Origin of the sequence: Bradyrhizobium sp., assembly GCF_017881085.1 — a bacterium.
In the GTDB taxonomy this organism is placed as follows: Bacteria; Pseudomonadota; Alphaproteobacteria; order Rhizobiales; family Xanthobacteraceae; genus Bradyrhizobium.
Map to the genome: position 1 here is coordinate 1 of NZ_JADGRI010000049.1, position 22365 is coordinate 22365.

Here is a 22365-nt window from a genome sequence, read left to right on the forward strand (position 1 = left end):
GGCGGCTTTCTCCCGTCCTATGCGGCGCGTGGCGACCATGCCTGCTTCGTATCGCCGCAAAACTGCAATCCCGACATCACGCTGAAAAAGAAGCCCTCGGAATACCTCAACCAGCTCTATTTCGACGCCATGGTGTTCACGGCGGAAGGTTTGCGGCATCTGGTGGCGCAAGTCGGCGCGAGCCAGATCATGCTCGGGACCGATCATCCGATCCCCTGGGAAGAACATCCCGTTGACCACGTGCTCGCCACCTCCACCCTGTCGGATAAGCAGAAGGCGGCGATCCTGGGCGGCAATGCCGCGCATTTGTTCGGTATCAAGGAAGCCTGATCGCGCAGGCGCGCGCCACGCAACGGCCCGCCCGCGGGCGATAGCCGGTCCGGCGCGATATCTCGATCCTGTCGCCGGCTGGCGGTGGTGCCGGCAGGCCGCTTCAGAAGCTGCGGCGCTTGGGAGAGTTCGAATCGCCCTTCAGCCGGTCTGGCCGCGTTTGGAGGTCGCCCCACAGCAGCACCGCCGCAAACGCCAGGAACATAACAACCACGGCTACGCTGACCACCATTGCATCAAACGGCATAAAAACCTCCCCTGCCCTCTAATTTGGAGGCATTTATCCCGAGGGGAGAAATGGCGGTCTTTGATCTGAATCAAACCGACCAGTATCCGGGTCGGTCCGTGCTCAGGCCGCGGCCAGAGCCTCGACGCGCGCCGGATCCAAGAGGCTGATGCTTCCCGGCAGGATGTCGATCACGCGGTCGCGTTCCAGCTTGGTAAAGGTGCGGCTGACCGTTTCAATGGTCAGGCCGAGGTAGTCGGCGATGTCCTGGCGGCTCATCGGCAACGGCACCGTCTTGGCTGGACCGCTGAGTCGGCCCAACCGGTCGCGCCAGCCGATCAGGAAGGTCGCGACTTTTTCTTCCGCTGAACGGCGACCGAGCAGGACCATGTGGTCCTGGGCCTGGCTCAGCTCACGGACCGCCAATTCGTTGATTCGGCGCAGCAGATGCGCCTTGTCCTCGATAAACCGGGCGAACGCCGCCCGCGAGAACCGGCAAATGGTCACAGGCCCGATTGCGTCGGCGGAGAAGCTGTGCCGCGCCGAAGCGGTCATTCCCAGAAAATCGCCGGGCAATGCAAATCCAACGATCTGCCGGCGGCCGTCGGGCAGCAGCTTGTAAAGCCGCATGACGCCTTCGAGCAGATTGTAGAATGACGTCGTCATCTCCTCCTGGGCGAACACCGTCTCGCAGGTCGCGAAATGGACATGGCGGCCGAGATGCTCCAGCTCCCGCAATTCAGCCCGGTCGAGCGCCGCACACAGGCTGAATTGACGTACCGAACAATCAACGCAGGGCTGCTGTTCGTTTGGCTCGACCGCAACCAGGGAAATCTTCATGCGCCACTCCAGGATGGGCCAGGCAGCAACCATATCGTGCGCCGACTTGCCGACGGATTGCATCTTAACCGATCGCCGGAATGGCGGTTGATTCAGATCAAAGGCGGCCCACTTCGTCACCCTATCTTGCATTCATAGCCGCAATTGAACGAAAGACCGGTCCTTAAAATGCTGCGATTTACCCTGCGCCAAGCCCTCGTCACCCTGATGCTGATGACGCCGGCGCTCGCCGCCCCGTCCGACGTGCAACGCGGAAAGGCCTACGCATCCAGGCATTGCGGGGCGTGCCACTCGATCGACCTGGTTTCGAAAAGCCGGCTCAAGGCGGCGCCGCCGTTCCGCACCCTGCATACCCGCTACCCGATCGAAACCCTCGCCGAGTCGCTGGCCGAGGGCATCTCCACCGGCCATCCCGCGATGCCGGAGGCCGAACTCAGTCCCGACCAGATCCATGACCTGCTGACGTTCCTCAAGACCCTCGAATAGCGCCGCCGCGCAAGCTACAGCGCCTGCACGGTCCAGCTGATCATTTCCTTGGCGATCCGGCCGAATGCCTCGTTGAAGGCGGAGACGGCCGCCGGCGGCTCGACCTTGTCGAATTTCTCGCTGTCCTCGAACAGGCGCGAGGCGACAACCTTGCCGTTCTTGTCGACGATCCGCGCCGACAATCCGATCTCGGCCACAGGCCCCGAATCCGTCGCGATCCGATAGCGCCGGACGTCGATCAGAAGCTGGAAGTCGGTCTGTCCGAGATCAGCCACCCGCAGCGGCGCATGGGCAACATCGTAATTCTCGAAGCCTTCGATGAGCCTGGCCTGCAGCAATTTCGGAATGGCGTCGGCCCAGATCGCGTCTGCAAAGCCGGGATAGTCCTTGGCGGGCGAGAACAGGAACCGCTGCGTTTCCAGCATCGCGACCGCAGTCGGCTCCGGGACCGCCAATTGCCCCTTGAGGGTCTTGGCCGCCGGTCCGAGATTTTGCGGGGCGCGCAGATCGTAGGTGATCTTTTGCGCCGGCGTGCCGCCGCCGGTCATCTTTTCGACGCCGGCGAGGATGCTGTCGATCTTGCCGGTGTTGCGCGCCAGTCCTTCCGAAAATACCTTGAGGTTTGCGATGGTTTCCTTCAGCGGTTCCGAATTTTCGTTGAGCACCGAATCGACCTTGCGCAGCGCATCGCGGGCGGCCTGGGTCATGCTCTGCCCCGCCCCGGGATCGGCAATCAGGGTCGGCACCGGACCGGAATTCGCAAGCTGCATGCCGCCTTCCAGCGCGATCACGGGAACACCGGTCAGGCCCTGGAATTCCAGGCCGACCTTGGTGTCAGCCCGCACCGGCGTCGACGTGGCTACTGAGATCGTCGCATTGACGCGGCGGGGACTGTCGGGTGCGAGCCCAAGATCCGTCACTTCGCCGACGCGGATGCCGTTGAACAGCACGCCGGCACCGATCAATAGCCCGGGCACCGAGCCGTCGAACTGGACATGATAGCTCGTGCGCGGCCCGAGCCCGCCGGTGTTGTGAAGCCAGTAGACGAAGCCGAACACGGCGACGATGGTTGCCAGCACGAAGGCGCCGACGACGACGAAGGGAGCGCGGGTTTCCATCTCTTTTAGCTCGCTTTGGGTTGCAGCATCTGGGAGCGCTTGCCGTGGAAATATGCCCGCACCCAGGGATGCTCGGATTGAAGCAGTTCGCGCATCGGTCCGATGGCGACGATCTTGCCGTCCGCGAGCGCCGCCACGCGGTCGCACTCGGTATACAGGCTGGCGAGGTCATGGGTGACCATGAACACCGTCAGTCCCAGCGTTTTCTGCAAGGTCTTGATCAGCGCATCGAATTCGCCAGCGGCGATCGGGTCGAGCCCGGAGGTCGGCTCGTCGAGAAACACGATGGCAGGATCGAGCGCGAGCGCCCGGGCCAGCGCCACGCGCTTGGTCATGCCGCCCGATAATTCGGAAGGAAACTTGTCGCCATCCTCCGGCAATAGCCCGACCATTTCCAGCTTGGCGGTGGCGATCTCGTCCATCAGCGCCTGCGACAGCACCAGATTCTCGCGCAGCGGAAACTGGATATTCTGCCGCACGGTGAGCGACGAAAACAGCGCGCCCTGCTGAAACAGGATGCCCCATCGACCCGCCGCACTCTGGGTGCTGCGATCCTCGCTGCGCCCGATCGCCTTGCCCATGACCTCGATCTCCCCGCCTTGGCGCGGAATGAGCCCAATGATGGTTCGCATCAACACCGTCTTGCCGCCGCCGGAAGCGCCGACCAGGCCGAGGATCTCGCCCCGGCGGACATCGAGCGACAAATGGTCGATCACGATCTGGCGGCCGAAGCCGACCACAAGATCCTTGACGCGGATCGCGAACTGCTGAGTAGCTTCCTGCATCGCTACATTCCGATCGACGCGAAGAAGACCGCAAACAGCCCGTCGAGCACGATCACCAGGAAGATCGATTTCACCACGGAGGTCGTGGTCTGCTTGCCGAGCGACTCGGCGCTCCCCTTCACCCGCAAGCCCTCGCTGCAGGCGACGATGCCGATCGCCAGAGCCATGAACGGCGCCTTGATGATGCCGACCTTGAAGCTGGTCACGGACACGGCGTCATGCAGGCGCGCGATGTAGATCGCCGGGCCCATGTCGCCGTAGAACTGTGCCACCAGACCGCCGCCGTAGAGCGCGGCCATCGATCCGATGAAGCTCAGGATCGGCAGCGCGAAGATCAGCGCAATGATGCGGGGCAGGATCAGGACTTCGACGGGATCAAGGCCCATGGTCGACAGCGCGTCGATTTCCTCGCGCATTTTCATCGAACCAAGTTCGGCCGTGTAGGCGCTGCCCGACCGGCCGGCGACCATGATCGCGACGATCAATACACCCAATTCGCGCAGCACCAGGATGCCGACCATGTCGACGACGTAGGAGTCGGCGCCGAATTTGCGGAAATGGAAGAAGCCCTGCTGCGCGATGATGGCGCCGATCAGGAAGGTGATCAACGCTATGATCGGAATCGCCTGAAAGCCGACCTTGTACAACTGATAGACCAGCGATGTCACTCGCAGCGATCGCGGCCTGCGCAGCACGCCGACCAGCGCCAGGAAAAGCGAGCCGAGCATCCGCAGGAATATGCCGATGTCTTCCCTCGAACCGACCGCGAAGCGGCCGACGTCGTTCACCCTGGCCACGACCGGATTTAGTGTCGGCACCGGCACCGGATTGCGGCGATTGACCCGCCGAACCTCCTCGATGAGCCCGGCATAGTTGTCGGCGACACCGACCACCTCGGTCGGATGGCCGGTAGAAGCCGCGCGCCGCGACATTTTTTCAAGCAGCCAGGCCCCGAGCGTATCGAGCTCGCGCACCCCGGCCATGTCCAGCTTCACGCATTTCGACCCGTCAAGCTGACCCGTGACGGTATCGGAGAGCGCTTCCAGGGTGGTCACATTGGCCGAGGTCCAGGACCCGCCGGGGCGCAGCTCTAGCACATCGCCCGCCGGCGTGGCCGTTAACAGGGGTGGAGACGCCAATATCTGTATTCCTTAATCTCGAGGGAATGTCTTGTCCCAAGGCCTCTTACTAGGCCCTGGCGCGATGCCCGGATTGACCTGCCTCAAACCGGAAACGGCCCGGCCCTGCCCTGTTGAGGCAAATCAATAGCCCCTGGTTATGGCTTGCCTAGACTGGGTTTGCATGGAATTTCGGCTGGATTATGCGGCAGAGGCAACAACGATGTTCGACTCAAGCGAGCTGAGAGATGAGCTGGAAGCGCTCAAAGGCGACGTGTCGCGCCTGTTGAACACCACGGGCGAGGAGATCTTCGACACCACCAGGAATCGCGCCGAGGCTCTCGCCGATCAGATCAAGTCCGTGCTCAACGATCTCGGCGAAACCCTGAGCGAGCAGGAAGACAATCTCGAAAGCATCATATCCGAGCGGCCGATCACATCGCTTGCTTCCGCCTTTGCGCTCGGCGTCGTGGTCGGCTTCATGTTGAGGAGACACTAAGTTGAATCCCGAAAATGTCATCAAACATCTGCGCGCGCTTTGGCGCACCGACCGGATTATCGCCGATATCCGGATGCGGCATATGCTGATCGGCCTCGGCTTGAGGGCTTTTGCGGCGTTGATCGCCGCGTTCGGCCTCTTGATGCTGGAGTTGTCGGCGTATTTCGCGCTGGTCCAGATCTGGAGCGCGATATCGGCCGCGGCCATTCTCGGCGCCGTCAACTTCGCGATTGCCGCGATCCTGTTCCTGATCGCCGGGAGGCCGCCGAGCGGGCGCGAACTCGAACTCGCCAACGAAATCCATGGCTCGGCGGTGGACGCGTTGCAGCTTGAGGCGCGGGCGCTGCAGTCGCAGGTGTCCGGAGCGATCCACAACCCGCTGAACAGCATTCTGCCCATGCTGATCGTTCCGCTGATCACGATCATCATCAAGAGCCTGAAGAAGCCGGCCGTCAAACCGGCCGCCACGACGCCGACAGCCGCTGCGGAACAGAAATAGTCGCGAGCCACGGCCGCCAGCCCATCAACAAGGAGCCATCCGATATGCAAAGCGTCAATCCCAAACCGATCCTGAATACCTCCCTGCCGGCGCAGTTTCGGCAGATCCGCATCGAGCTTGCACGCGAACCCGGTCACCCCGAAGGCGACACCGGCTTTGCCTATATCATCGTTGCGCCGCTCGATGCCGACGACCGGATCGACCCGAAGCTGTGGCGAGACCATCGCGAGGCCTGCCGGATCACGCGAATGCGGCCGGGACAGGATGACCAGCACGGCCACCTCGTTCACCGTGGCAGCGGCTGGGCGTTCAGCTACCCCGATACGCCGGACGAGGTTGGACATCACTTTGCGGATGAACGTTTTATGTTTGGCGAATATGTCTCGATCAACGAGGGCGGCAAGATGCACACCTACCGCGTCGTATCGGTGACGCACCTGTAGCGCCGGTCATTCCAGGCGACGCGCGGCGTCGAGCCCGCAATCCAGAGGTTCCCCGATGTGCAATTGCACATCTGAGGTTCGCCTCTTCGAAGCACCCGAAATGACGCTACCGATATTTATTCAAAGCTTGAGCCTCACGTCGCAGATATCGTGTTCGACGGGATCGGCCTTAACTTCGAAACCAAGGTGCCGGCACATCTCCAGCATCACCGTGTTTTCCTTCAGCACATCCCCCGAGATGGCTTTCAGCCCCTCGGACTTCGCGTATTCGATGATCAGCTGCATCAAGGCCCAGCCCAGCCCCCTGCCCTTGAGATCGGACCTGAGCAGGATTGCATACTCACCGGTCTCGTAGATCGAGTCGGAGTGGATGCGCACCACGCCGACCATCTGATTGGTGGCTTCGTCGAACGCGACGAACGCCATCGCCCGGGCGTAGTCGAGCTGGGTCAGACGGGCGATGAATTCGTGGGTGAATTCCTTCATCGGCGCGAAGAAGCGCAGCCGCAGATCATGGGCGGTGACGTGCCGCAATAATTCGTGGATCAGCGGTTCGTCCTCGGGACGAATCGGGCGCACAAAGACCCGCAAGCCGTCCTTGAGCTCGATATGCCGCTGCCATTGCGACGGGTATGGCCGCACCGCGAAATTGGCCGGGCCCGTGCCCTGGAATTTCTGCTCCACCTGGCCGACCGAGATGCGCGCATCGACGGCCAGCACGCCGCTCTCGTCCGCCAGCAACGGATTGATATCCAGCTCGCGGATCTCGGGAAGATCCGCGGCCATCTGCGCGAGCTTGACCAGAACCATCGCGACGGCGTCCGGCTTGGCCGCGGGCACGTCCCGGTAGGCGCGCAGCAGGCGCGAGACACGGGTGCGCTCGATCAGGTCGCGGGCCAGCGGCAGATCGAGCGGCGGAAGCGCCAGCGCCTTGTCGTTGATGACCTCGACCGCCGTGCCGCCGCGGCCGAACACGATGACGGTGCCGAAGGTCGGATCGTCGGCGAGGCCGAGGATCAGCTCACGCGCCTTCGACCGCACCACCATCGCCTGCACGATCACGCCGGCGATCCGCGCCTCCGGGCGCAGCTTTTTCGTCCGCGCCAGGATATCGGCCGTCGCCGCGCGCACGGCATCGGGGCTGGTCAGATTGAGCACGACACCGCCGACGTCGGATTTGTGAATGATGTCGCGCGACATGATCTTGAGCACCACGGTGTCGCCTTGCGCGAAGATGGCCGAGGCGTGCGCAACGGCCTGCTCGGCGTCGGCGGCCGCGAACGTCGCCACCATCGGGATCTCATAGGCCTCGAGCAGCCGCTTGATTTCGACCGGATCAAGCCACTGGCGGCCGTCGGCGAGCGCCGCGGCAACAATTCCCCGGGCGGTATCGATGTCCGGCGCGAACTCCCTGGGCATCGCCGGCGGAACCTGCGCCAGCTCCGCGGCCAACTCGCGATGCTTCACCAGATACATGAAACCGCGCACCGCATCGTCTTCGGTGGGGTAGTTCGGAATTCCGGCGCCGCTCAGCAAATCGATGGTCTTCTGGTCCGCACCGACCCAGACCGCAAGCACCGGCTTGGCGGCGTGATGGTGTTGCCGGCGATACTTGCTGACCAGTTCGGTCACGGTGGCGGCGATCTCGTCAGCCCGGGCGATCGCCGTCTGTACATTCATCACCAGGATCGCGTCATTGCCGGGATCGGCCAGCAGCACCTCGAGCGCCGCCGCATAACGCGCGGGATCGGCGTCGCCGACGATATCGACGGGATTTGATCCGGACCAGTTCCGAGGCAAGACGGCGTCGAGCTTCGCGCGCGTGGCAGGCACGATCGCCGCGGGGATTCCGCCGAGCTCGACCAGGCGATCTATGGCGAGAACCCCGATGCCGCCGCCATTGGTCAGCATCGTCAGCCGCTTTCCCGGAGGCGATCCGACACGTCCGAGCGTCTCGGCGCAGTCGAACAATTCGCGCAGATCCGACACCCGAAGGATTCCGGCGCGGCGGAACGCGGCATCGTAGACCGCGTCCGAGCCGGCCAGCGCGCCGGTGTGGGTCGCGGCCGCTTTGGCTCCCTGCGCCATCCGTCCGGATTTGACGACGACGACGGGCTTGATCCTGGCGGCGGCGCGCGCCGCCGACATGAACTTGCGGGCATCCTTGATGGCTTCGACATAGAGCAGGATCGCGCGCGTCTTGCCATCCATCGCGAAGTAGTCGAGCAGATCGGCAATATCGACGTCGAGCTGGTCGCCGATCGATACGATGCCGGTGAAACCAACCCCGCGCTGCGCGGCCCAATCCACCATGCCTGTCGCAATCGCGCCCGACTGGGAGATCAGCGCCAGGTTTCCTGCACTGGCCATGTGCGCCGAGAAACTGGCATTGAGATTTACGCCGGGCATGATGATGCCGAGGCAATTCGGCCCGATCAGCCGCATGCCATATTTGCGCGCGGCGAGTTCGGTGGCCTCCGCCAGCGAGCCCGGGCCATGACCAAGCCCCGAGGTGATGATGAGAGCGCCCGCCGCCCCCCGCGCACCCGCCTCCTCGATGAGGCCCGGAATTGCAGTGCTCGGCGCGGTAATCACCACCAGTTCAGGCGCAAACGGCAATTCGCCGATGCTGCCGACCGTGGCCACGCCATCGATCTCGGGGTAATGCGTATTCACCAGCCCGAATTCGCCCTTGAATTTGGTCTTGCGAATGTTGCCGAGAATGGCACGTCCGACCGAAGTCTGGCGCGGACTTGCTCCGACCAGTGCGATCGAACGGGGTGAAAGCAGATTTTTCAGTTGATAGGTGGACATCAGCTCAATTGTCCGGCTGGCGCCGGCCTGGGTGTATGAATTCTAACGCGGTTGTTTGCGCGACGGGTCCGCCTAACGCGACATCATAACCCAGCACGGTGGCCGCCCTATGACGGTTTTTGTCGCACCACCCCAAACAATTTCGTTGAGCCGGGAGTGGCGATAGGCGCCCATGACCAGAAGGTCGATGGCTTTTGCCTTCACATAGGCCTCAAATACCTTTCCGACCGAACTGCCGTCGATCTTCACCATCTCGAACGTGGCCTTGATCCCATGTTCCAGGAGATGGTTCACGAGCGCCATGCCGGATTCCTGCTCGGCCGGCGTTTTCCTGTCGGTCGCGGTGACGACACGCACATTCGCGGCCGGTTGAAGCATGGGTATCGCGTCGGCAACGGCCCTTGCCGCCGGCGCGCTGTGATCCCACGCGATCACGACATTGTCGAACGCCACCGGCAGTTCGGCGGCGAGCTCCTCCGGGCATATCAGGATCGGCCGGCCCGATTCGAATATCAGGGTTTCGACGACCTTCTCCGATCGACTGTCGTGCGCCCTCACCGGGACCAGCGAGAGGTCCTTCAGCCGCGCCGATTGCGCAAAATGCGTAGGAATATCCGCCACCGCAAGCCGGCTAAGCCTTTGCTCGTTGCGCACGCCAAAGCGATTGGCCGCCGCGTCGAACGCCTGCAGCAGGCCGTGCGCATTCGATACGCTCCGCATGGCCTCGGCCGCCGCCGTATTCTCCAGATCGGAAGAGATCGTTACCTTCGGCCGGACCAGGACCTCATTTTCGACCGCGATGGCGGTCACCCGGGCACCGATATCGCCGGCCACCGCCGCGCATTTGTCAATCGCAGCTATTGCAGCTGCGTCTGCGTCGCCAACGAGCGGCAACAGAATATCCTTGATCGGCATGGGCGCTCTCCAATCCGGACAACAGGATAGGTGCTGGCCTCCGGGCGATGTTGATCTCCGTCAAGGTGGAAGTTCCTTCCAATTCACGGGGTACCGCCATGCATTTTGATGGAGGTCAAGGGCTCCCGGGCCTGTGGCCCTATGGATCATGCGGTGGTTGATCGGGTTCGCTTTCGGAGAGGCAGATGCGTGCGATGGTATTGCCGGCTCCGGGGGCGCCTCTCCGGATGCAAGAGCGACCGGACCCGCTCCCGGGCGATGGTGAAATTCGTGTTAAAGTGAGTGCCTGCGGGGTTTGCCGGACCGACCTCCACGTCGTCGATGCCGAGCTTCCCGGCATCAAATATCCCATCGTTCCCGGCCACGAAATCGTCGGCCGCGTCGACCTCGTTGGCCGCAACGTCACCAGCCACCGGATTGGCGAGCGGGTGGGAATCCCCTGGCTCGGATACACCTGCGGCGTCTGCCGCTTCTGCCTGGAGGGCATGGAAAATCTCTGCGACCGTCCGCTCTTCACCGGATACACGCGCGACGGCGGCTTCGCCACGCACAGCATTGCCGATGCGCGCTATGCTTTCCCGCTCGGCGAAGACAGCGACGACGTTGCGATCGCGCCGCTGTTGTGCGCGGGCCTGATTGGCTGGCGTTCGCTGGTGATGGCGGGCAACGCGAAACGGCTCGGCATCTATGGCTTCGGCGCCGCGGGCCACATCGTCGCCCAGGTCGCGCGCTGGCAGGGCCGCGCCGTTTATGCCTTCACCCGATCCAACGACGTCGTGGCGCAGGATTTTGCCCGCAGGCTGGGTGCGGCGTGGGCCGGCGCCTCGGGCGACCTGCCCGACGCGCCGCTCGATGCCGCCATCATCTACGCGCCCGCCGGCGAACTGGTGCCGGCGGCGCTGCGCGCGGTGCGCAAGGGCGGCCGGGTGGTGTGCGCGGGGATTCACATGAGCGATATCCCGAGTTTCCCCTACGATATCCTCTGGGAAGAGCGGCAACTGGTCTCGGTGGCCAATTTGACGCGGCAGGACGGGCTGGACTTCCTCAAGATTGTCCCGCAGGCCGGAATCCGGACCCACACCACGGCATTTCCACTTGCCGAGGCCAACGACGTCCTGACGAAACTGCGGACCGGACAAATCCTGGGCGCGGCGGTCCTCAAACCCTAAGGCTCGACGGCGAATGACAGATTCAACCGCAGCCGGCTCCCGCATGCAGGAGAGCGTTTTCGCATTCCTGACCGATCCGGCGACGCATCCGCTTGTTCATCGCATCGATACCCACGCGGCGTCGGTCTTCCTCGAAGGCAACCGCGCGCTGAAGATCAAGCGCGCCATCCGCTTTCCTTTCCTCGATTATTCGACGCTCGCAAAGCGGAAAGCCGCCTGCGACGAAGAGATCAGGATCAATCGCCAGTTCGCGCCGCAAGTCTACCATCGCGTGGTTCCGATCACGCAAGGCACCGCTGGATCGCTCGAGATCGACGGCAAGGGTGAAGTGGTCGAATATGCCGTTGAAATGAGCCGCTTCGACGAGAGTCAGACCATCGACCATCTGGCCGAGGCCGGCCCGCTCGACCCCGGCCTGGTCGATGCCATTGCGCAAGCGATCGCGGCCTCCCACGCGGTGGCGCCGCTAGCGCCGGCGGAACCATGGATCAATTCGATTCCGGGCATCATCGAGGGCAATACCACGGCGTTCCGGGGAGCGGCCTGCTTTGTCCCCGGCGACATCGACGATCTCAGGCGGGCGTCATTGTCCGCGTTTGCCCGAATTCGCGGACTGCTGGAGCAGCGCGGCAGGCAGGGATATTTGCGGCGTTGTCACGGCGATCTGCATCTGGCGAATATCGTGTTGATCGATCGCAAGCCGGTTCTGTTCGATGCGATCGAGTTCGATCCCGTCATCGCCTCGACCGATGTGCTCTACGACCTTGCCTTCCCGCTGATGGATTTCATCCGCTACGACCGGCAGGCCGAAGCGAACACCCTGCTCAACAGATATCTGGCGCTGACGGAAAATGAAAATCTCGACGCACTCGCCGTCCTTCCCCTGTTCATGTCGCTGCGTTCGGCGATCCGCGCCCATGTGCTGCTCGCGCGTCTCGACCGCAACTCCCGCAACAATAGCGACACCATGCAGTCGGTCTTGGCCTATTTCGAGCTTGCACGCCTGACGATCGCACCGAAAGCGCCGGTGCTGGTCGCGGTCGGCGGGCTGTCCGGGACGGGAAAATCCGTGCTGGCGCGCGCGCTCGCACCTTCCCTGCTGCCGCAACCGGGAGCCGTAGTGTTGCGCAGCGACGTGCTGCGCAAGCAGTTATTCAAGGTCAATGAAACCGATCGCCTGCCCGAAAACGCCTACCGGCCCGAGATTACCGACCAGATCTACGAAATCCTGGTGCAGCGCGCCGTCCGCGTTCTCTCGCAAGGCCATTCCGTCGTGGTCGATGCGGTGTTCGCCGATGAAACGGAGCGTAATGCAGTGCGTGACGCTGCCCACAGGCTAAATGTCCGTTTTGTCGGGCTTTTTCTCGTGACCGACCTTGCGACAAGGCTGAGCCGCGTCGACCGCCGCGAAAGGGACGCCTCCGATGCCACGCCCGACATTGCCGGGCTGCAGGAGACCTATAATATCGGTCCAATCGACTGGGCGGTCATCGATGCGTCGGGAACGCCGGAGCAGAGCCTGAAACAATGCAAGAGCCGGATCACGCATGGCGAGGCGGCCTAGCCATGCCGGCAGCAACAGCCATGTCGCGATCCCGGAAATCCGCAGGTAAGGCCGCCAAGCGCGCCAAGCCGGCGGCGATGCCGCGGCTGAATCCGATGATGGCCTGCGATACGGCCTTTCGGGTGCTTGGGCGCCGCTATCTCGGAGATCTCTCGGCAAATCAAGAAGCGACATGCAAAGGTGATCCGACGGCGCTGCATCAAATGCGCATCGCGCTGACCCGCTTGCGCACCGCCATCTGGTTTTTCGCGCCGATGGTTACCGATACTCAACTGACAAAGATAAGAGATGAATTGAAATGGCTGAACGCTCATCTTGGCGCCGCGCGCGATCTGGACGTTGCGACCGGGCGGTTGCAGGCAATCGACAAAAAGCAGCCGCAAGACGAATCCTATTATCGCGCCTGGAATGACAGGCGTGCGAACAGCCACCGCCTTCTGGTGCTGGCGCTTCGCTCAGCCAGGTATCGGCGCCTGATCAAGGCCACATCCAACTGGATCGAGAATGGTCCCTGGTCGATAAAAAGGGGAACGCAGGCCGCGAAAAAACGCGCCTCTCCGATCGCCGAATACGGTGCGGAGAAACTGACGCGACAGCTTGAGAGGCTTCTGAAGAAGAGCGGCAAGCTTCTGAGAATGGACGCGGAGAAGCGGCATCGGCTGCGCCTGTTGAACAAGAAGCTCAGCTATTCGATCGAAGCATTCGGAGACCTGTTTTCGGACAAAGGATTTTCAAGGCTGCGGGCCGGGTTGAAGCATTTGCGCAAAGCGCAGCGATCTCTCGGACAGTTGAACGACGACGAGAGAGGCCGAGCACTTGCGGCCACCTTGCGACGTGACGGCGCCCATGCGCCTTGGCACTTCCTCAGCCCCAAGCGCGCGAAGCGCCTGTTGCGGACCGCGACCGAAGCCTACCGGAAGCTCGCTGCGCTGAGTAAGTAAACGCTCGGCTAGTGACGAACGTAGTCGCCCGGCGCATCCGGCAGGCTCTGACCATCGGCCGTTCCAACGCCCATCTGCGGCGGCTCACATTGCTCGCCTGATCGTGCGTTCAGCCACCTCGTCCATTCCGGCCACCACGATCCTTCAGTCCGCGGCGCCGTTTTCAGCCATTCGTCGGGGCCGACATAGGGCGCGTCCTCCGCCTTGTCCTTGACCTGATAGAAATGGCCGTCCTCGCCGGGCGGCGCGACGACGCCGGCATTGTGGCCGCCGCTGGTCAAAAGGAAGGTGACGTCGGCATCCACCTGATAGTGGATCTTGTAGACGGACTTCCATGGCGCCACGTGGTCGCGAACCGTCCCGACCACGAACATTGGCGGATGAATATCCGACAGCGCGATCGGCTTGCCCTCGACGATGTGGCGGCCCTCCGCCAAGTCGTTGTTGAGGAACAGCTTGCGCAAATATTCGGAATGCATCCGGTACGGCAGGCGCGTGGCGTCGGCGTTCCAGGCCATCAGGTCGCTGGACGCGGCCCGTTCGCCCAGCAGGTAATCGCGGCTGACCCGTGACCAGATCAGATCGTTCGAGCGCAGCAACTGGAACGCGCCCGCCATCTGCGTGGTGTCGAGAACGCCGTGTTCCCACATCATGTCTTCGAGGAACGCGATCTGGCTCTCGTTGATGAACAACGTCAGTTCGCCGGCCTCGGTGAAATCCGTCTGCGCCGCCAGCAAGGTGATCGTCTTCAACCTGTTGTCGCCGTCCCGCCCCATCGTTGCGGCCGCAATCGACAACAGCGTGCCGCCCAGGCAATAGCCGAGCGCATGGATTTGCCGGCGCGGGACGATAACCCCGATGACGTCGACCGCGGCTTTCACGCCAAGCTTGCGATAATCGTCGAAGGCGATATCGCGATCGTCCGGTCCCGGATTCCGCCAGGAGATCATGAAGACGGTATAACCTTCGCCGGTCAGGAACTTCACCAGCGAATTATGCGGCGACAAATCGAGAATGTAATATTTCATGATCCAGGCCGGCACGATCAGGATCGGCTCCGGACGTACCTTCTCGGTGGTCGGAAAGTACTGGATCAGTTCGATCAGATCGTTGCGGTACACGACCTTGCCGCGTGAGGTCGCCACGGTCTTGCCGACGACGAACTCCCGGTCCTCGGCAGGCTTGCCGGCCGACAGCACGCGCATCAGGTCGTTGCACCAGTTCTGCCAGCCGAACACGAAGTTCTCGCCGCCGCTCTGGAACGCTTTGTGCAGGACCTCGGGATTGGTGGCGGCGAAATTGGACGGCGCCAGCATATCCAGCACCTGGCGCACCGAAAACTCGACGACCGCCTCGTTCGCCGGCGCCACGCCGCGCACGCCGGTGGTCGCGTCGTGCCACCACTGTTCCCTCAGGAGAAACGCCTGGGCGAGCAGATTGAACGGCGGGCTTTCCCACTCCGGCGCGGCAAAACGCCGGTCCTGCGGCTTCGGTTTGATCAGGGACCATGGCGTCTGGCCGGGCGAAAAATAATGCAACGCGGTTTCAAAGAATCCGGCCGCGTCTCGCATCCCCTCCTGGGCAATCTCCATCCGCCGCTGAGGCGCCGTCGCCAGGTGGGCCGCCCAATCGATATAGGCTAGCGACAGCGCCACCGGCGATATGCCGCTGGTCAGCCGCGCCGCCAGTGCGTGAAGCGCGCGGTCGCCCTCAAACGTTTCCGGCTGCTGCCGTTTGTGAGCTTCGGGTCCAGCGCGTGGCTCGACCGGAACGACGGCGCGATTGTCTTCACCATAGCCCGGGGCATGCGCGGGACATGGCAACCTCGGCGCTTCAGCCTTCGGCAAGGCCGATATCGATTGCTTGGAATCCATCTCTTCCACTTCTGGTCCTGCCATTAATCTTCAAATACATGACAGACTAACGACAGATCAGTCCTGCGGCCGGAACAGCTTCGATGCGGTCTCCAGCATCCGTTCGCCATGCTTGAAAAGCCGCTCATTGTCGCGGCGGACGAAGTCGATCTGGTGCTGGCCGCACTCCTGAACCATCGTCTTCAGGTCCTTGACCGAGTGCGATCCGGCCATTTTCGAGACGAATTCGGAGAGCAGGTGTGTTTCAGTTCGTGTCCGTTCGAGCATTTCGTTGCCGGCGAACACCATCTCCTCGAGCAATACCTTTTGCGCGCCCGTCAAGAAGTGCAGAGCCTGCTTGTTCGCCTTGGTTAATTGCGTGGCGGCATCGGCGGCCGATTGCTCAAGAATCTCGGCGCGCGGTCCGGAAAGCTCGGTCATGACAACCTCCACATTTTGCGTTCTTTTTGCAGGATATGCCCCTGGCCCGGGGGCACATTGAGCTGCATCAAGGGATGGCTGCCTGCCCCGCTTTTGACCTGCGTCAAATCGGAGCACGCCGGCTAGCTTAACTTGTTAGTATCGGTTTCAACCTGGAACTTGCGGAGGCCCCCCATGCGCGCCCATCAGATCATGACCCGGCCGGTCATATCGGTCACACCAGACACCAAGGTCGTCGATGCGGCGAATACCATGCTGCAGAAGCACATCAGCGGACTTCCGGTTGTCGACGCAGCCGGCAAGCTTGTCGGCATCGTCTCGGAAGGCGATTTCATTCGCCGCAGCGAAATCGGCACCCAGCGCAAACGCGGCCGGTTCCTGAAATTCATTCTCGGCCCGGGCAAGGCAGCAGCGGATTTCGTTCACGAGCACGGCAGCAACGTCTCCGAGATCATGACGACGGAGCCGCTTACGGTCACCGAAGACACGCCGCTGGAGGAGATCGTGGGGCTGATGGAGAAAAACAACATCAAGCGGCTGCCGGTGATGCGCGCCGACAAGATCGTCGGCATCGTGTCGCGCTCCAACCTGTTGCAGGCGGTCGCGAGCCTCGCCAAGGAAATTCCCGATCCGACCGCCGACGACGACCACATTCGCAACCGCGTCATCGATGCCATCGAGAAGAACGACTGGTGCCCGTTCGGCCTCAGCGTGATCGTGCGCGACGGCATCGTCCATCTGAGCGGCGTCATTACCGAGGAGCGTTCGCGCAAGGCGGCGGTGGTCGCCGCGGAGACCGTCACCGGCGTGGTCAAGGTTCATGACCACCTGTGCTGGGTCGACACCATGTCCGGGATGTATCTGAACTCCCCGGAAGACGACGAACTGGCCAAGGCGAGCTGATCGGCTGGGGACGCCAGATCGTCGGGCGTGTTTGGATCGGGATCGGTCTCCAGGTGCCGATCTCCCGGTCTAGACGCGCTCGATGATGATTGCCGGCGCCATGCCGCCGGCGGCGCACATGGTCACCAGGCCGCGTTTGAGATTCCGCCGCTCCAGTTCGTCGAGAAGCGTGCCGATCAGGATGGCGCCCGTCGCCCCGATGGGATGACCGAGCGCAATCGACCCGCCGTTGACATTGACCTTGCCGCGGTCGAGGCCGAGATCCCGGATGAACTTCTCGGCAACCACCGCGAAGGCCTCGTTGATCTCGAACAGGTCGATATCGTCGAGCGTGAGACCGGCCTTGGCCAGCACCTTGTGCGCGGCCGGCACCGGCGCGTTCAGCATCAATGTCGGGGAATCGCCCATATTCGCCATCGCCACCACGCGTGCGCGCGGCTTCAGGCCATGCGCCTTGGCGTAGCCCGGCGACGCCAGCAGAAGCGCTGCCGAGCCGTCGACGACTCCCGACGAATTGCCGGCGTGGTGCACGAAATTGATGTCGAGGTCGGGAAACTTCTGCAGAATCAGGTTGCGATAGGTCGTGCCCTTGTCGTCGAGCGGATAGTCCGCCACTGCCGTGAAGGCGGGCTTGAGACCGGCCAGTCCTTCGAGCGTGGTCTGCGGCCGCGGATATTCCTCACGGTCGAGCGCGAGGCCGCCATCCTCGCGATGGACGGGAACGAGGCTCTTGTCGAAATGGCCGGCCTTGATGGCGTTGGCGGCCCGCTGCTGGCTCTCGAACCCCAGCCTGTCGACATCCTGTCGCGTAATGCCTTCCAGCGTCGCGACAGCGTCGGCGCAGACGCCCTGATGCGACTGCGGATGTAGCGCGCGCAAATGAAGGTTGCCATTGTCCATCATGAACGGCCCCTCGCCGCGGCGGCCTTCCATCGACATCATCTCGGTGCCGCCGGCGATCACGAGATCCTCGGAGCCCGACATGATGGAGGCGGCCGCCATGTTGACGCTGGTGATGCCGGATCCGCAGAACCGATCCAGCGTGACGCCAGAGGCACGGACATCGTATCCGGCATCGAGCGCCGACATCCGGCCGAGATCGCCGCTCTGAGGTCCGCGCTGCGAACTGGTGCCCCAGATGATGTCGTCGACATCTGATGTATTGATCCCGGTGCGATCGGCCAGCGCCCGCAACACCGTGGCGCCCAACCGCTGCGGATGAATGCCCGACAGCGCGCCCTTGCCGGCCTTGCCAATGCCCCGCGGCGTCCTGCATGCATCGATGATCAGCGCGTCAACCATGGTGTTTCCTTACGGGATTTTGTTGCCGGCATTGGGATTACAGAATCCACCCCCTCAAAGCAACTTCCCGTCCGGTCCGAAAAACGGATGCGGCCCGTCGAAATCGCCGATCGGAACCTGGTGGGTGACGACGCTGCCAAAACCCTCGCCGGGAAACCAGCTGTGCAGATGAAAGGCGGGCGGCTCGACCTTGAAGGATGGCTCGCGGAATTCGGCCAGATCGAGGTCGACGGCGTGATTGGGAGCCGGGCAGATCGTGGTCGCAATGCCGGCGAAGGTCGTCAGCGTCGCGCGGTGAACGTGGCCGGTGGCGATGCGTTGCACGCGCGGATGGCGCCGCACGACGGCTGCGAACTCGTCGGCATTGAGCAGGTTCTGGCGGTCCATGTGCCAGATGCCGGCCTTGAACGGCGGATGGTGCAGGAACACCAGCGCCGGCTTGTCCGGCGAATTCGCAAGCGCGGCGTCCAGCCATTGCAGGGTCGGCGCATCGAACTCGCCGTGCGGTTTGCCGGGCACGCTCGAATCCAGCAGCACCAGATCGAGCCCGCCGATTTCCATCCGCTGATTGAGCGGCCCGGATGGAAAAGCATATGCAGCGGCTGAAAACGCGGCGCGCATCAATCCACGGGAATCGTGGTTGCCGGGAATGCCGGCGAAGGGCAATTCCAGCGGCGCCAGCAGGCGCTTGAGATACTGGTATTCCTCGGCCGTCGGCGTATCCGCCAGATCGCCCGAGATCACCACGAAGTCCGGCTTCGGCCTGAATGCGTTCAGGGCCGCCACACAGCGCTCGAGCGCGGCCGCGGTATCGACCCGTCCGTAGGCGAGCGATCCCGGCGGCTTGATGTGCAGATCGGAAATCTGGGCGATGTGAACTGGTTTTTCCGGCATCGGACTACTTCAATTCTCCGGGGGCAGCAAACGAATGGCATCCGGCGCGATCGACAGCCCGACCCGCTCGCCGGCCCGGGCCTTGATGGTGTTCGGCGCGTCGACGGTGAGAGGCTTGCCTGACGCGCCGCTGAGGACCATGCGTTGCCGGTCACCGATAAAACTGACGCTATCGATAATTCCCGACAGCGGCACGGTTCCCGCCTCGACCACGCGGATGGTTTCGGGACGGATCATGGCGACCGCGGCGGGCAGGCTTGCATCGCCGCCGATCGGCTGCCGCCCACCCGGCAGCACGAGATGGCCGCTCTCGAGGGGCGCTTCGATGATATTCGCCGCACCGATGAATTCCGCCACGAAGCGGTTCTTCGGCTGGAAATAGATCTCGCGCGGCGTGCCGATCTGGGCGATCGTGCCCTTTTGCATGACGACGATGCGGTCGCCGAGTTCCATGGCCTCGGACTGGTCGTGCGTCACATAGATGGTGGTAATGCCCAGCGCTCGGAGCAGGCGATTGAGTTCGCCACGCAGACGGTCGCGCAGCGCTGCGTCGAGCGCGGTCAGGGGCTCGTCGAGCAAGAGGATACCTGGCCGGATCGCGACCGCGCGCGCCAGCGCCACGCGCTGGCGCTGGCCGCCGGAGAGCTGATCGATGCGGCGGCTTTCGAGACCGGTGATATTGGTCAGCGCCACCAGCTCGGCGACGCGCGCGGCGCGTTCCTTGCTGGCCATGCCCCGGATCTTCAGGCCGTAGCCGATATTGTCGGCAACGCTCATGTTGGGAAACAGCGCGTAGGACTGAAACACCATGCCGACATTGCGCTTCTCGATCGGAACCGAGGTCATGTCCTTGCCGTCGAACAGCACGCGGCCGCCCGGATCGGGCAATTCGAGGCCCGCGATGATGCGCAGCATGGTGGTCTTGCCGCAGCCGGAAGGGCCGAGCAGCACCAGGGTTTCGCCGCGCGCGATGTCGAGCGTGGCAGGCTCCAGCGCGCGGGAGCCGTCGGCAAAGGTCTTGCCGCAAGCCTCAACGCGCACCGAGGCGCCATGTCCCGCAGCCACATTCATCTTGCCTGCTCCTTGTCGGCGAACATCTGCATCGCGACCAGCAGCGGAATGATCATGACAAAGAAGATCAGCGTATAGGCCGAGGCCACTTCGAGCCGCATCGAGGCGTAGCTGTCGGCGAGCCCGATAGGCAGCGTCTTGGTCAGCGGCGTGTGCAACATCCAGGTCAGGTTGAATTCGCCGAGCGAGAGCGTCACCACCATCAGGCTGCCGGCCAGGATGCCCGGAAGGGCATTGGGCACGATCACGTCGCGAAAGCGCCGCCACGGCGAAGCACCCAGCGACGCCGCGCCCTCATCCAGCGTCTTGATGTCGACGGTCGCGAACACCGCCATCACCGACCGCACCATGAACGGCATGGTGAAGATGACGTGGCCGGTGAGGATGAAGAGCCAGGAGCGGCGAAATTCGCTAAAACCCTGGTAGGTCAGCAGCAGCGCCAGCGCGATCGCGAGCCCGGGAATCGCCAGCGGCAAGGTGATGATTTCCTCCACGATCCGCGAAAGCCGCCCTCCCCTTACATGTAGCGCATAGGCGGCGGGAACGCCGGCCACCAGCGTCACGGCGAGCGTCGCAAAGGCGATCACGAACGACAGCAGGATGGTGCCGGCATAGAGGTCCCAGACCTGAAACACCCATTGCAGCGTGACGCCCGACGATATGCCGCGAAAGTAATTCACGGTGACGCCGGCTGAAATCGACAGGACGGCAGGCACCACCAGGAACGCAGCGACCAGCAGCGTGAACAGGAGCTGGCCGGTGAAAATCAGACGATCGCGCATCATCTCATCCGGCCGCAGCGACCGCGCCGCCGCTGAACGAGCGGGCCAGCGCCAGGATCGCCCAGGCGATGATCCCGAGCCCGACCGAGAGCGCCGCGGAAGTCGCAAAATTCGCGGCCAGCGTGAACTCGGTATAGATCAGCATCGGCAGCACATCGATATTGGTGGCAAGCGTGAACGCCGTGCCGAACGCGCCCATCGCGGTGGCAAAGGCGATGGCGCCGGAGGCCACGAAAGCCGGCCCCAGCGCCGGCAGCACGACATCGCGCTGCACGGCCCAGGGGCTGGCGCCGAGCGAGCGCGCGGCTTCTTCCAGGCCGACGTCGAGCTTCTGTACCGCCGCCATGATCGTGAGAATGACGCGCGGGATCGAGAAATAGAGATAGCCGAGGAACAGCCCGTAGATCGAATAGGCAAAGACCAGCTTCTCGCCGAACAGGTGGTTCGAAATTTCGCCGATCAGGCCCTGGCGGCCGGCGAGCAGGATGATCAGGAAGCCGACGACCACGCCGGGAAACGCCAGCGGGAAAGTCAGCATCGCGATCAAGACGGCGCGGCCGGGAAAGCGGTGGCGCTGCAGGAACATTCCCGCGATCGTGGCAATGACCAGCGTGGCGACCGTGGTCGCGGTGGCCAGAACAACGGTGTTGATCAGGGTGGCGCGGTAGCGCGGCTCGGTGAGGATGGCCAGATATCCCGCCAGCCCCTGCGGGCCTTCGGCACCGGTCACCACCAGCCGGGCCATCGGCAGCACAAAGAACGCCACCGTCACCACGGCGAGCGGCAACAGACACAGCCAGACGAAGGTCTTATGCGGCATGAAGGAATGGCGCCCCGAGCAGAGCGTTTTCAAGCGAAGTGGAAACCGGCTCGCGTGAAGAAAACGCGTCAAACAAAGAGGTAGAGCCTTCCCGGTTCTGATTCAATCAGCACCGGGAAAGCCAAGGACGCCATATTGCATCAGCGAACCTCGGCGAGATAGCGGTCGACGAAGCCTTTTTGCACGTTTTCCATCTGGCCCCAATCGACGCTTCTGGCGCGGGCATAGTCGCTGTCGGGCAAGAACTTCGCCTTCACGACTTCCGGCAATTCGATCGGGCGCGCCGGACGCAGGTAAGCATTGGTCCAGATCGCCTGCCCCTTGTCGGACAACAGATAGTCCAGCACCTTCTTGGCCTTGTCCTTGTCGGGCGCGTTCTTGACGAGGCCGACGACGTAGGGAAATACCACCGAACCTTCGCAGGGGATCACGAATTCAAAATTGCCCTTCTCCGAATATTTGGCGCGATAGGCGTTGAAATCATAGTCCAGCAGGATCGGCATCTCGCCGGAGACCACGCGGGCATAGGAGGTCTGCTTGGGAACGATCGGA

24 protein-coding genes are annotated in these 22365 nt (G+C 63.0%); 9 read left to right on the forward strand and 15 right to left on the reverse strand.

Going from position 1 to position 22365, the window contains the following annotated elements; translation table 11 throughout:
* The coding region (locus QZ213_RS07145) for an amidohydrolase family protein (RefSeq protein ID WP_291685368.1) at positions 1-330 on the forward strand (330 nt) is incomplete at its 5' end.
* A gap of 103 nt (positions 331-433) precedes the next feature.
* Here QZ213_RS07145 and QZ213_RS07150 read toward each other — a convergent pair.
* The gene (locus QZ213_RS07150; RefSeq protein WP_291685369.1) at positions 434-577 is read right to left on the reverse strand and encodes a hypothetical protein; all 144 of its coding nucleotides are present in this window, start codon (positions 575-577) and stop codon (positions 434-436) included.
* A 102-nt stretch (positions 578-679) separates the two neighbouring features.
* A complete protein-coding gene (locus QZ213_RS07155) occupies positions 680-1396 on the reverse strand; it encodes a helix-turn-helix domain-containing protein (RefSeq protein ID WP_291685391.1) in 717 nt (238 codons plus the stop codon).
* Positions 1397-1564: 168 nt separating this feature from the next.
* Here QZ213_RS07155 and QZ213_RS07160 point away from each other — a divergent pair, with 168 nt between their 5' ends.
* Positions 1565-1882, forward strand: coding sequence for a cytochrome c (locus QZ213_RS07160; protein ID WP_291685370.1), 318 nt, complete (start codon positions 1565-1567; stop codon positions 1880-1882).
* A 14-nt stretch (positions 1883-1896) separates the two neighbouring features.
* Here QZ213_RS07160 and QZ213_RS07165 read toward each other — a convergent pair whose 3' ends face one another.
* The 3 genes from QZ213_RS07165 to QZ213_RS07175 are packed head-to-tail and all read right to left on the reverse strand — an operon-like array spanning position 1897 to position 4924.
* Complete coding sequence (locus QZ213_RS07165) at positions 1897-3000, reverse strand: MlaD family protein (RefSeq protein ID WP_291685371.1); 1104 nt, start codon at positions 2998-3000, stop codon at positions 1897-1899.
* Positions 3001-3005: 5 nt separating this feature from the next.
* The gene (locus QZ213_RS07170) at positions 3006-3785 is read right to left on the reverse strand and encodes an ABC transporter ATP-binding protein (protein WP_291685372.1); all 780 of its coding nucleotides are present in this window, start codon (positions 3783-3785) and stop codon (positions 3006-3008) included.
* A 2-nt stretch (positions 3786-3787) separates the two neighbouring features.
* Complete coding sequence (locus tag QZ213_RS07175; RefSeq protein WP_291685373.1) at positions 3788-4924, reverse strand: MlaE family lipid ABC transporter permease subunit; 1137 nt, start codon at positions 4922-4924, stop codon at positions 3788-3790.
* 202 nt (positions 4925-5126) lie between these two features.
* On the opposite strand from QZ213_RS07175, the gene QZ213_RS07180 reads away from it, so the two are divergent.
* From QZ213_RS07180 to QZ213_RS07190, 3 genes are read left to right on the forward strand one after another with little or no spacing between them, the layout of a single operon-like run.
* Positions 5127-5402 (forward strand): hypothetical protein, encoded by a 276-nt coding sequence (locus QZ213_RS07180; RefSeq protein WP_291685374.1) that lies wholly within the window; start codon positions 5127-5129, stop codon positions 5400-5402.
* A 1-nt stretch (position 5403) separates the two neighbouring features.
* Entirely contained in the window at positions 5404-5901 is a 498-nt protein-coding gene (locus QZ213_RS07185) for a phage holin family protein (RefSeq protein ID WP_291685375.1), read from the forward strand.
* A 44-nt stretch (positions 5902-5945) separates the two neighbouring features.
* Positions 5946-6344: a hypothetical protein gene (locus tag QZ213_RS07190; protein ID WP_291685376.1), complete on the forward strand. Its 399-nt coding sequence runs from the start codon at positions 5946-5948 to the stop codon at positions 6342-6344.
* Between the two features lie 120 nt (positions 6345-6464).
* Here the strand turns inward: QZ213_RS07190 and QZ213_RS07195 are convergent, their stop codons facing one another.
* Together QZ213_RS07195 and QZ213_RS07200 are read right to left on the reverse strand one after the other, a co-directional pair.
* Complete coding sequence (locus QZ213_RS07195; protein ID WP_291685377.1) at positions 6465-9158, reverse strand: bifunctional acetate--CoA ligase family protein/GNAT family N-acetyltransferase; 2694 nt, start codon at positions 9156-9158, stop codon at positions 6465-6467.
* 72 nt (positions 9159-9230) lie between these two features.
* Positions 9231-10073 carry a universal stress protein gene (locus tag QZ213_RS07200; RefSeq protein WP_291685378.1) on the reverse strand — a complete coding sequence of 281 codons (843 nt, stop codon included), beginning with the start codon at positions 10071-10073 and terminating at the stop codon, positions 9231-9233.
* 185 nt (positions 10074-10258) lie between these two features.
* Between QZ213_RS07200 and QZ213_RS07205 the strand changes: the two genes are divergently transcribed.
* The 3 genes from QZ213_RS07205 to QZ213_RS07215 are packed head-to-tail and all read left to right on the forward strand — an operon-like array spanning position 10259 to position 13747.
* Complete coding sequence (locus tag QZ213_RS07205) at positions 10259-11242, forward strand: zinc-dependent alcohol dehydrogenase family protein (RefSeq protein ID WP_291685379.1); 984 nt, start codon at positions 10259-10261, stop codon at positions 11240-11242.
* 13 nt (positions 11243-11255) lie between these two features.
* Entirely contained in the window at positions 11256-12806 is a 1551-nt protein-coding gene (locus QZ213_RS07210; RefSeq protein WP_291685380.1) for a bifunctional aminoglycoside phosphotransferase/ATP-binding protein, read from the forward strand.
* Positions 12807-12808: 2 nt separating this feature from the next.
* Entirely contained in the window at positions 12809-13747 is a 939-nt protein-coding gene (locus tag QZ213_RS07215) for a CHAD domain-containing protein (protein WP_291685381.1), read from the forward strand.
* 8 nt (positions 13748-13755) lie between these two features.
* On the opposite strand, the gene QZ213_RS07220 is transcribed toward QZ213_RS07215, so the two are convergent.
* Together QZ213_RS07220 and QZ213_RS07225 are read right to left on the reverse strand one after the other, a co-directional pair.
* The gene (locus tag QZ213_RS07220) at positions 13756-15621 is read right to left on the reverse strand and encodes an alpha/beta fold hydrolase (RefSeq protein WP_291685382.1); all 1866 of its coding nucleotides are present in this window, start codon (positions 15619-15621) and stop codon (positions 13756-13758) included.
* A 57-nt stretch (positions 15622-15678) separates the two neighbouring features.
* Positions 15679-16041 (reverse strand): hypothetical protein, encoded by a 363-nt coding sequence (locus tag QZ213_RS07225; protein ID WP_291685383.1) that lies wholly within the window; start codon positions 16039-16041, stop codon positions 15679-15681.
* Between the two features lie 174 nt (positions 16042-16215).
* Here QZ213_RS07225 and QZ213_RS07230 point away from each other — a divergent pair, with 174 nt between their 5' ends.
* Positions 16216-16944, forward strand: coding sequence for a CBS domain-containing protein (locus QZ213_RS07230; RefSeq protein WP_291685384.1), 729 nt, complete (start codon positions 16216-16218; stop codon positions 16942-16944).
* A gap of 69 nt (positions 16945-17013) precedes the next feature.
* Here QZ213_RS07230 and QZ213_RS07235 read toward each other — a convergent pair whose 3' ends face one another.
* From QZ213_RS07235 to QZ213_RS07260, 6 genes are all read right to left on the reverse strand, one after another.
* Entirely contained in the window at positions 17014-18246 is a 1233-nt protein-coding gene (locus tag QZ213_RS07235; RefSeq protein ID WP_291685385.1) for an acetyl-CoA C-acetyltransferase, read from the reverse strand.
* A 54-nt stretch (positions 18247-18300) separates the two neighbouring features.
* The gene (locus QZ213_RS07240) at positions 18301-19140 is read right to left on the reverse strand and encodes a phosphodiesterase (RefSeq protein WP_291685386.1); all 840 of its coding nucleotides are present in this window, start codon (positions 19138-19140) and stop codon (positions 18301-18303) included.
* A 9-nt stretch (positions 19141-19149) separates the two neighbouring features.
* Positions 19150-20211 carry an ABC transporter ATP-binding protein gene (locus tag QZ213_RS07245; protein ID WP_291685387.1) on the reverse strand — a complete coding sequence of 354 codons (1062 nt, stop codon included), beginning with the start codon at positions 20209-20211 and terminating at the stop codon, positions 19150-19152.
* Positions 20208-20993, reverse strand: a complete 786-nt coding sequence (locus tag QZ213_RS07250) for an ABC transporter permease subunit (RefSeq protein ID WP_291685388.1) — start codon at positions 20991-20993, stop codon at positions 20208-20210. The genes QZ213_RS07245 and QZ213_RS07250 overlap by 4 nt, the downstream gene beginning before the upstream one ends.
* A gap of 4 nt (positions 20994-20997) precedes the next feature.
* Positions 20998-21813, reverse strand: coding sequence for an ABC transporter permease (locus tag QZ213_RS07255; protein ID WP_291685389.1), 816 nt, complete (start codon positions 21811-21813; stop codon positions 20998-21000).
* Positions 21814-21953: 140 nt separating this feature from the next.
* Positions 21954-22365: ABC transporter substrate-binding protein (locus QZ213_RS07260; RefSeq protein ID WP_291685390.1), on the reverse strand; the 412-nt coding region annotated here is incomplete at its 5' end.